This is a genomic window from Pseudomonas sp. TWI923, from assembly GCF_039673365.1.
Classification (GTDB): Bacteria; Pseudomonadota; Gammaproteobacteria; order Pseudomonadales; family Pseudomonadaceae; genus Aquipseudomonas; species Aquipseudomonas sichuanensis.
Genome location: NZ_JBDJLM010000117.1, coordinates 1 through 9174, shown reverse-complemented (window position 1 = coordinate 9174; position 9174 = coordinate 1). Strand labels below are relative to the sequence as shown.

General features: G+C 64.2%; 10 protein-coding genes. 1 reads left to right on the top strand and 9 read right to left on the bottom strand.

Going from position 1 to position 9174, the window contains the following annotated elements:
• Positions 1 to 75 precede the first annotated feature (75 nt).
• A complete protein-coding gene (locus tag ABE459_RS24800) occupies positions 76 to 813 on the bottom strand; it encodes a transporter substrate-binding domain-containing protein (RefSeq protein WP_323830457.1) in 738 nt (245 codons plus the stop codon).
• Positions 814 to 1037: 224 nt separating this feature from the next.
• Between ABE459_RS24800 and ABE459_RS24795 the strand changes: the two genes are divergently transcribed.
• Positions 1038 to 1490: a GNAT family N-acetyltransferase gene (locus ABE459_RS24795; protein WP_323830458.1), complete on the top strand. Its 453-nt coding sequence runs from the start codon at positions 1038 to 1040 to the stop codon at positions 1488 to 1490.
• A gap of 192 nt (positions 1491 to 1682) precedes the next feature.
• Here the strand turns inward: ABE459_RS24795 and ABE459_RS24790 are convergent, their stop codons facing one another.
• The 8 genes from ABE459_RS24790 to epd form a co-directional block, all read right to left on the bottom strand.
• On the bottom strand, positions 1683 to 1985 hold the full coding sequence (locus ABE459_RS24790; RefSeq protein WP_125465806.1) for a winged helix-turn-helix domain-containing protein: 303 nt from the start codon (positions 1983 to 1985) through the stop codon (positions 1683 to 1685).
• Between the two features lie 14 nt (positions 1986 to 1999).
• A complete protein-coding gene (locus tag ABE459_RS24785) occupies positions 2000 to 2500 on the bottom strand; it encodes a M48 family metallopeptidase (RefSeq protein ID WP_125465807.1) in 501 nt (166 codons plus the stop codon).
• Between the two features lie 39 nt (positions 2501 to 2539).
• Positions 2540 to 4657 carry an EAL domain-containing protein gene (locus ABE459_RS24780; protein ID WP_323830459.1) on the bottom strand — a complete coding sequence of 706 codons (2118 nt, stop codon included), beginning with the start codon at positions 4655 to 4657 and terminating at the stop codon, positions 2540 to 2542.
• Between the two features lie 233 nt (positions 4658 to 4890).
• On the bottom strand, positions 4891 to 5955 hold the full coding sequence (gene fba, locus ABE459_RS24775; protein WP_008093958.1) for a class II fructose-bisphosphate aldolase: 1065 nt from the start codon (positions 5953 to 5955) through the stop codon (positions 4891 to 4893).
• Between the two features lie 100 nt (positions 5956 to 6055).
• Positions 6056 to 6385, bottom strand: a complete 330-nt coding sequence (locus ABE459_RS24770) for an MliC family protein (protein WP_110994178.1) — start codon at positions 6383 to 6385, stop codon at positions 6056 to 6058.
• 160 nt (positions 6386 to 6545) lie between these two features.
• Complete coding sequence (locus ABE459_RS24765) at positions 6546 to 6764, bottom strand: hypothetical protein (protein WP_323830460.1); 219 nt, start codon at positions 6762 to 6764, stop codon at positions 6546 to 6548.
• Positions 6765 to 6796: 32 nt separating this feature from the next.
• The gene (locus ABE459_RS24760) at positions 6797 to 7960 is read right to left on the bottom strand and encodes a phosphoglycerate kinase (protein ID WP_110994176.1); all 1164 of its coding nucleotides are present in this window, start codon (positions 7958 to 7960) and stop codon (positions 6797 to 6799) included.
• Between the two features lie 12 nt (positions 7961 to 7972).
• On the bottom strand, positions 7973 to 9034 hold the full coding sequence (gene epd, locus ABE459_RS24755; protein WP_110994175.1) for an erythrose-4-phosphate dehydrogenase: 1062 nt from the start codon (positions 9032 to 9034) through the stop codon (positions 7973 to 7975).
• Positions 9035 to 9174: the final 140 nt, after the last annotated feature.

Below are 9174 nucleotides of genomic sequence, written 5' to 3'. Positions count from 1 at the left end.
TCGCGCGGCTGCGCCTGGTCCTCTTCGCCCCCTCCCCCCCCCCCCCCCCCGCTCCTACAGGGGGCAGGGCAGCTTTCAGAAGCCGTGCTGGCGCAACAACCGGGCGTAGCTGCCATCGGCCTTCATCGCCGCGATGGCCTTCTCGAACCGTGCCACCACCTGCCGGTGCTCCGGGTGCTTGAGGCTGACCAGGATGTGCAGGCTGTTCTCGCTCAGCGGCGGGTCGACGAAGCTCACCCCATCGCGCACCTGCTGCGGTTCGCGCTGCAGGTTGTAACGCGCCACGTACTCGTCCTCCACCGTCAGGTTGACCCGCCCGGCCGCGAGCATCCGCACCGCCGACGAGAAGCTGCGCACCAGCACTTTGTTCAGACGCTCGTCGCTGTCGAAGCCCGGTGAGTAGGCATAGTCGCGCACCACGGCGATGGTGTAGGGATAGAGGTCGGCCTGACGCTTGAACACGAAGCCTTCGCCCTGGCGCTGGAGCAGACGGATACGGTTGATGAGGTAGGGGCCGGAGAACTCGCCGATGCGCGTGCGCTCATCGTTGTACCAGGCGTTGACCAGTACGTCGTAACGCCCCTCGCCAATGCCCATGAGGGCCCTGGCCCAGGGCACTTCCTCGAACGAAGTGGCGAAACCTGCCCGGTTCAGCGCCGTGGTGACGATGCTGGTGGCCAGGCCACCGCCGGGCATGGCGGCATCGGTAAAGGGTGGCCAGCTGTCGGCCACCAATCGCAGTTTCTCCTGGGCGGCGGCCGGCATCGCGCACAACAAACCCAGTATTCCAAGAACGCAAAGCAGTGGCCGCATGCTCAAATCCTTTCGCAGTTGGGGGCCCCACGCTGAAGATGGCGATCTCTACTCACAACAGAGCCTGCAGATTACACAAGCCGCATGCCGGCGACAGCGGACAATAATGTCATTTAGCCTCTATTTTGGCCGAACGACATCTGACGTGATTTGCAGCAAAGCCAGGCTCGTGCGCAGCGGCCGGATTTGCGATGATCGAGCGCCATTACAAGGAGCTCATACCCATGTCCATCGAGTGGATTTGCAAACACCACAGCGACCTAGGCAAGGAACAGCTCTACGCCATCCTGCAACTGCGTACGGCAGTGTTCGTGGTCGAGCAACGCTGTGCCTACCAGGAAGTCGACGGGCAGGACCTGAGCGGCGACACCCTGCACCTGATGGGTTGGCAGGACGACAAGCTGGTGGCCTATCTGCGCCTGCTCGACCCGCAATCACAGGGTGGCGACGTGGTTATCGGGCGGGTGGTGACGGCAGCCGACGCACGGGGTGGCGGCCTGGGCCATCAGTTGCTGCTCAAGGGGCTGGAGTGCGCCGAGCATTGCTGGGCGGGGACGCCGGTGTACCTGTCGGCACAGGCGCATTTGCAGGGGTACTACGCTCGGCATGGTTTCGTGGCGGTGGGCGAGAAATATCTGGAAGACGACATTCCCCATATCGGCATGCGCAAGGGTTGAAGCTGCCTGCAAGCCGGCCCCCACATGTACTGCACGACATCTGTAGGAGCGGCCTTGTGTCGCGATAGGGCCGCATAGCGGCCCCAGCAAATTTTGTTGCGTAGCTGAAAACTGGGGCCGCTGCGCGGCCCTATCGCGACACAAGGCCGCTCCTACAGTAAGACAGGTGCTCTCACCAGGACCGCGCAAAGATCACGGATAACCCAGCACATCCCTGATCTGGCGCAGATGCTGGATGATCCACTGCTTGTCGATCGCCCCCCAGTCACGGATGCGGTAATGCCCTGCATGGTTGCGGGCGCCGCTCTGCTGCTCGAACTCACAGACGATGTCCAGGTCGGCCAGCGCAGCGATGGTGTCCTGGGCGGTGCGCCGGGGCATGCCGGTGGCCTCCATCAGCGCCGGCACACTGGTGGCGGTCTGGCTGTCGATGAGCCAGGCCACGTACAGGCGGCGATAGAAACTGCTGCGGGTCTTGCTCACTTCCGTGCTCATCTGGTGCTTGTCCCTCAGGTGTTGCCCGGCAGCTCCCGATAGGTCAGGTAGACGCGCAGGTCGAATTCCAGTTGGTGGTAGTCCGGCTCCATGTGCTGACAGAGCTGGTAGAAGGCCTTGCTGTGGTCGCGCTCTTTCAGGTGCGCCAGTTCGTGCACCACGATCATGCGCAGAAACTGCGGCGCCGCCTCCTTGAACAGCGAGGCGATGCGGATCTCTTTCTTGGCCTTGAGCTTGCCGCCCTGTACCCGCGACACCGCGGTATTCAAGCCGAGGGCGCGATGGGTCAGGTCCAGGCGATTGTCGAACAGCACCTTGTCCAGCGGCGGCGCGCTGCGCAGGTATTCCTGCTTGAGATCCTGGGCGTAGCCGTACAACGCCTTGTCATTCTGTACCGTATGCCGCTCGGCATAGCGTTGGTCCAGGTAGGCACCCAGGCGGCCGCTGGCGATCAGCTGACGCACCTGGTCTTGTAGATGCGGCGGGTAGGCTTGCAGGTAGCGTAAGGCGGTCATCAGGGTGCAGATCGGGGTAAGGAGCGCCGAGTTTACCAATCACTCGCCCCAAGGGAATACCGCCGGGAAGTCGCCGGCATCGGCGGCGGTCATCGGCCTTGCCACAAGGAACCCCTGCACGTAGGCACAACCCGCGCCCTTGAGCCATTGCGCCTGCGCCTGCGTTTCCACGCCTTCGGCAATCACGGTGATGCCATAGGCCGCGCACAGTTCGATGACACTGCGCACCAGTGCGATGTCAGCCGCCGAATCCGGCAGCCGCGCCACCAGGTGACGGTCGAGCTTGAGGGTATCGATGGGTAGGTCGCGCAGCATGCGCAGCGAGCAGTCACCCGCACCGAAGTCGTCCAGCGCCACGCGGATGCCCATCTCGCGCAGCCGATTCACCTGCTTCACCGCCGCGTCGATGTTGTACATCAGCGAGGTCTCGGCCACCTCGACCTCCAACTGGGCAGGCAACAGGGCATATTCGTCGATTACCCGCGCCAGTTCGTCGGCAAGGCCCGGCATGGCGAACTGGGCTCGGCTCAGGCTGATGCTCAGTACCAACCGGGCCCCGAAGCGCGCCCCCCATTCCTTGCGCTGGGCAGCGCCCTTGCGGTAAATCCAGCTGGCCAGGCGATTGATCAGTCGCGCTTCTTCCAGCAAGGGGATGAACAACCCCGGGGGCACATCGCCGACACTTGGGTGCTTCCAACGCAGCAAGGCTTCGAAGCCGCGCAAATGGCCATCGCCGAACGCCACCTGCGGTTGATAGACCAGGTTGAAGTCGTTCTGCTCGATGGCCGCGCGCACGCTATCTTCGAGCATCAGCCGCGAGCGCGCCCGGCCATTGAGCTCCTGGTCATAGAAACGGTACTGCTGGCGCCCGGCCTGCTTGGCGGCGTACATCGCAGCATCCGCCGCGCGCAGCAAGCCCTCGACGCTGGAACCGCAATCGGGGTAGGTGGCAATGCCGATGCTCACCCCCAGGCTGACCTCCAGCCCGTCCACTTCCTGCAGGCCCGACAGGCGCTCCAGCAGTTTCTCGGCAAAGCGCCCGGCCTGCTCCGGGTACGGCAGCCCGTCGAACAGCGCGGTGAACTCATCACCGCCCATGCGCGCCAGCAGCGCTTCGTTACCCAGGCAATCCTTGAGCTGCTCGCCCACCCAGCGCAGCACCTTGTCGCCGGCCTCGTGACCAAGCAGGTCGTTGATCCGCTTGAAACCGTCCAGATCCATGTACATCAGGGCGCGGGCCTTGTCCGAGCGTTCGTTGCGCAGCAACGCGCCTTCAGCGGCCTGGTAGAAGCCACGACGGTTGAGCAGACCGGTCAACGGGTCGGTCACCGCTTGGTACTCCAGCTGTTGATGCAGGCTGCGCACCACCGACATGTCCAGCACCGTCACCACCATGGCCCGCTGCTCGACGGGCAACGGCGCACAGGACAGCGCCACCGGCACAAGCTGGCCGGAGACGGTGCGCAATTGGGCGTCATGCACGCGGAAGATCTGCCTGCCCAGATACGCCTGGTAGAAGTCCGACTCGCGCCACAGGCTGGCGCAAGGCAACTGGATCAAGTCCAGCACGTGGGCGCCCTGCAAGCTGTCCACCGGTGCATTGAGCAGCCGCGAGATGGCGGGGTTGGCAAAGCCGATGGTGCCCGCCTCGTCGACCACCAGGATGCCCTCTGCAGCGTTTTCCAGGATCGAGGCGTTGAAGGCCCGTGCCGACTCCAGCTCGCGGGTCAGACGCTGCAGCATGCGGCGGTTGCGCTGCTGGTCCAGCTGGGCCTGCACCTTGGGCTTGAGGATTTGTGGGTCGAAGGGTTTGAACAGGTAGTCCACCGCGCCACTGGCATAGCCCTTGAGTACAGCGGCGTCGGACTGCTCGTTGGCGGTGAGGAAAATGATCGGGGTCAGCCGCGTGCGCTGGCTGCCGCGCATCAGCCGGGCGACCTCGAAGCCGTCCATCTCGGGCATCTGCACGTCGAGCAAGACCAGGTCGACTTCGTGTTCGAGCAGCGCACTCAGGGCTTCCATCCCCGAACTGGCGGTCAACACCTGCCAATCCTGACGGGCCAGCAACGCCCGCATGCTGATGAGATTCTCCGGATAGTCGTCTACGACCAGTAGCACCGACCGACTGTCCGGAGGTTGTGTGTGAGCGACATCCATGCTGCTTCCCATGTTTAAGCCGACCCTGGCCCGCTATTGGATCCGATCTTTACTCTAGACAGGGCGACCGAAGACGCAACGCGGGTAGATGGCTAAGCGCCATCGAATTTGATGTTAGCCGACTAACGGTATGGCTGTGGGTTATATGGGAATAATCCTCATCTGTCGCTGGATTGTTACAGGCATAAAAAAACCCGCATCTCTGCGGGTTTCTTCAAGCAACTACCAACGGATCAGTTGACCTTGGCAGCCAGCTCGCCTTTCAGGTAACGCTGGAACATGCCTTCCAGGGAGATCGGCTTGATCTTCGAGGCATTGCCGGCGGTGCCGAAGGCTTCGTAGCGGGCGATGCACACGTCACGCATGGCCTTGACGGTTTCACCGAAGAACTTGCGTGGGTCGAACTCGCTCGGGTTCTGCGCCATCAGGCGACGCATGGCGCCGGTGGAGGCCAGGCGCAGGTCGGTGTCGATGTTGACCTTGCGCACGCCGTGCTTGATGCCTTCAACGATTTCTTCGACCGGTACGCCGTAGGTCTCTTTGATGTCGCCGCCGTACTGGTTGATGATCGCCAGCCACTCTTGCGGTACCGAGGAGGAGCCGTGCATCACCAGGTGGGTGTTGGGGATGCGCTTGTGGATTTCCTTGATGCGGTCGATCGCCAGCACGTCGCCGGTAGGCGGCTTGGTGAACTTGTAGGCGCCGTGGCTGGTGCCGATGGCGATGGCCAGGGCATCGACCTGGGTCTTCTTGACGAAGTCGGCCGCTTCTTCAGGGTCGGTCAGCATCTGGCTGTGATCGAGCACGCCTTCGGCGCCGATGCCGTCTTCTTCACCGGCCATGCCGGTTTCCAGCGAACCCAGGCAGCCCAGCTCGCCTTCAACCGAAACGCCGCAGGCGTGGGCCATGGCAACGGTCTGCTGGGTAACACGGACGTTGTACTCGTAATCGGTCGGGGTCTTGCCGTCTTCACCGAGCGAGCCGTCCATCATGACCGAGCTGAAGCCCAGCTGGATGGAGCGCTGGCACACGTCAGGGCTGGTGCCGTGGTCCTGGTGCATGCACACCGGGATGTGCGGAAACTCTTCGATGGCCGCCAGGATCAGGTGGCGCAGGAAGGGAGCACCGGCGTATTTGCGGGCACCGGCGGAGGCCTGGACGATGACCGGAGAGTCGGTCTTGTCGGCGGCTTCCATGATGGCGCGCATCTGCTCGAGGTTGTTGACGTTGAAAGCTGGGACGCCGTAACCGAACTCGGCGGCGTGGTCCAGCATCTGGCGCATGCTAATGAGTGCCATGGTGTATCTCTCTCCCGACAAGCGTCGTTTGTTTCGTGCAAGCCTGCCGCAGGGGCGGTTGCTGTTCAAGTAGTGTGGGCCACCGTGGCGGCCCGGCCAGTCACGGTGCCTTGCAGCCCCGCCCAATCAGATCGTTGGTCGCCACCCAGTACACCAGGCCTTCCTGGCCCTTGGTGTGGAAGGCCAGCACGCCATCGCTGTACAGCGCGCCCGAGGCGCCCGGCTCGGACTTGAGCCGGTAGACCTGGTCGCCGCCGCCAAGGCGCACGTCGACCGCATCCTGTTTCACATCGGCGAAGCGCCACAGCACCTCGGCCTGGCTGTCGCAGACCCAACGGGTCCAGTTGTCCGCCACCGGGGCGGGTGCCGGCTGCAACAGCGAGCAGCCTGCCAGGGTCGCCAGGGCCAGTGCGGCCAGAAGCGCTTTCATCCTAAAACCTCGTCATGGGTCCGCTGCGCGGCCCTTCGCGGGTAAACCCGCTCCCACAGGGCAAGTACGGGCCTTGGGGGTGCCGGTTTACCCCCGAAGGGCTGCGCCGCCGCCCCGCTTCCAAGACCACGAAAGCCAGGCTTGGTTGCCTGCCGCCCGATCAAGGGCAGCCCGGCGCCTTGCGCTGGTGCTCGTCGTCATACTTTTCCAGGCCGTCGGGGCCCAGGCGCTTGTTGATCACCGGCACCGTCTCGGCCTGCCACTGGGACTGATAGCAGCCGCCCTTGTGGCTCTGCGACGGCTCGCCGTCCGCGCCCTTGTCGCTGGCGCAGGCGCCCAGCAGCAAGGCCACCATCATCACAGGCAATTGCTTGACCATCAGGTCGCTCCCTTTGCCAGGCGCCTTCGTGCTCAGGCCTTGGCCCGCTCTTCGAGAATCGCCACAGCCGGCAGCACCTTGCCCTCGACGAATTCGAGGAACGCGCCGCCACCGGTAGAAATGTAGGAGATATCCGCGCCGACACCATATTTGTCGATGGCGGCCAGGGTGTCGCCACCACCGGCGATGGAGAACGCGGCGCTGTCGGCGATGGCCTGGGCCAGCACCTTGGTGCCGTTGCCGAACTGGTCGAACTCGAACACACCGACCGGGCCGTTCCACAGGATGGTCTGCGACGACTTCAGCAGCTCGGCGAAGTTGGCAGCGGTCTGTGGGCCGATGTCGAGGATCATGTCGTCAGCCGCCACGTCGGCGATCGCCTTGACGGTTGCTTCGGCACTTTCGGCGAATTCCTTGGCGACTACCACGTCGACCGGCAGCGGCACATTGACCTTGGCGGCGATAGCCTTGGCGGTGTCGACCAGGTCGGCTTCGTACAGCGACTTGCCCACCGGATGACCGGCCGCGGCGAGGAAGGTGTTGGCGATGCCACCGCCGACGATCAGCAGGTCGCACACGGTGCTCAGGCTGTTCAGCACGTCCAGCTTGGTCGACACCTTGGAGCCGGCGACGATGGCGGCCATCGGCTTGGCCGGGGCCTTCAGGGCCTTGCCCAGGGCGTCCAGCTCGGCGGCCAGCAGCGGGCCGGCAGCGGCGACCTTGGCGAACTTGGCGACGCCGTGGGTGGAGCCTTCGGCGCGGTGAGCAGTGCCGAAAGCGTCCATCACGAACACATCGCACAGGGCAGCGTACTGCTGCGCCAGCTCGTCGGCGTTCTTCTTCTCGCCCTTGTTGAAGCGCACGTTTTCGAACAGCACCAGGTCACCGGCCTTCACCTCGACACCGTCGAGGTAGTCGGCAACCAGCGGTACCTCGCGGCCCAGGGCCTTGCTCAGGTAGTCGGCGACCGGCTTGAGGCTGTTCTCAGCCGAGAATTCGCCTTCGGTCGGGCGGCCCAGGTGCGAGCAGACCATTACCGCCGCGCCCTTCTCCAGGGCCAGCTTGATGGTCGGCAGCGCGGCCAGGATACGCGCATCGCTGGCAACCACACCGTCCTTCACAGGCACGTTGAGGTCTTCGCGAATCAGTACGCGCTTACCTTGCAGGTCGAGGTCGGTCATCTTCAACACGGTCATGAATGCAGTCCTTCAGGGCTGTTTGCTGCGGGTGGGGTGGACGACGTGCAGATAATGTTCGGCAACGTCGAGCATACGGTTGGCGAACCCCCATTCGTTGTCGAACCAAGCCAGCAGGTTCACCAGGCGGGGGCCGGAAACGCGGGTCTGGCTGGCATCGACGATGGCCGAATGCGGGTCATGGTTGAAATCACAGCTGGCGTGGGGCAGCTCGGTGTAGGCCAGCAGGCCTTTGAGCGGGCCATCCAGGGCGGCCTCGCGCAGCACCCGGTTGACCTCGGCCGCGCTGGTGTCGCGGGCGGTCTGCAGGGTGATGTCCAGGCACGACACGTTGACGGTCGGCACGCGTACCGCTTTGGCCTGGATTCGCCCGGCAAGTTCCGGCAGCAGGCGCTCGATGCCGCGCGCAAGCCCGGTGGACACCGGGATTACCGACTGGAACGCCGAACGGGTGCGGCGCAGGTCTTCGTGGTGATAGGCGTCGATCACCGGCTGGTCGTTCATCGCCGAGTGAATCGTGGTGATCTGCACGTACTCGATGCCGAAGGCCTGGTCCAGCACCCGGAGCAGCGGCACGCCGCAGTTGGTGGTGCAGGAGGCGTTCGACACCAGCAGCTCGCTGCCGGTCAGGCAATCCTGGTTCACCCCAAAGACCACCGTGGCATCGACGTCGGCCTCGCTGGCCATGGGCTGCGAGAACAGCACGCGCGGCGCGCCGGCATCGAGGAAGCGCTGGCCGTCGGCGCGGGTGTTGTAGGCACCGGTGCACTCGAGCACCAGGTCGATGCCCAGGGCGCCCCAGTCGATGCCTTCGGGGGTGGCACTGCGCAGCACTTTCACGCAGTCGCCATTGATATGCAGACAGTCGCCATCGACCTTCACCTCACCGGGGAAACGCCCGTGGGTGGAGTCGAAGCGAGTCAGGTATTCCAGGCTGGCCTGGTCGGCCAGGTCGTTCAGTGCAACGATCTCGAAACCGGCCTTCGCCCCACGCTCGAACAGTGCGCGCAGGACACAGCGGCCGATGCGGCCGTAACCGTTGAGTGCAACTTTGTAGGGACGCGGGTGGGGCATTCGATACTCACGTGGCAAGTGCGTTGAACGACCATCGCGGGGGAAGCCCCCCCCCCCCCAGCACCCCGATGGCGAGTGGGTGGGGGGGTGGCACGCGAACACGTGGGGGGGACCAAGCCGCACCGAAAAAAAACACATAA

Bases quoted from the DNA above. Each gene is read 5' to 3' on its own strand.
- ABE459_RS24785 (WP_125465807.1), bottom strand. From the start codon at position 2,500: ATGACCGCCTTACGCTACCTGCAAGCCTACCCGCCGCATCTACAAGAC.
- ABE459_RS24790 (WP_125465806.1), bottom strand. From the start codon at position 1,985: ATGAGCACGGAAGTGAGCAAGACCCGCAGCAGTTTCTATCGCCGCCTG.
- ABE459_RS24800 (WP_323830457.1), bottom strand. From the start codon at position 813: ATGCGGCCACTGCTTTGCGTTCTTGGAATACTGGGTTTGTTGTGCGCG.
- fba (WP_008093958.1), bottom strand. From the start codon at position 5,955: ATGGCACTCATTAGCATGCGCCAGATGCTGGACCACGCCGCCGAGTTC.
- ABE459_RS24765 (WP_323830460.1), bottom strand. From the start codon at position 6,764: ATGGTCAAGCAATTGCCTGTGATGATGGTGGCCTTGCTGCTGGGCGCC.
- ABE459_RS24760 (WP_110994176.1), bottom strand. From the start codon at position 7,960: ATGACCGTGTTGAAGATGACCGACCTCGACCTGCAAGGTAAGCGCGTA.
- epd (WP_110994175.1), bottom strand. From the start codon at position 9,034: ATGCCCCACCCGCGTCCCTACAAAGTTGCACTCAACGGTTACGGCCGC.
- ABE459_RS24780 (WP_323830459.1), bottom strand. From the start codon at position 4,657: ATGGATGTCGCTCACACACAACCTCCGGACAGTCGGTCGGTGCTACTG.
- ABE459_RS24795 (WP_323830458.1), top strand. From the start codon at position 1,038: ATGTCCATCGAGTGGATTTGCAAACACCACAGCGACCTAGGCAAGGAA.
- ABE459_RS24770 (WP_110994178.1), bottom strand. From the start codon at position 6,385: ATGAAAGCGCTTCTGGCCGCACTGGCCCTGGCGACCCTGGCAGGCTGC.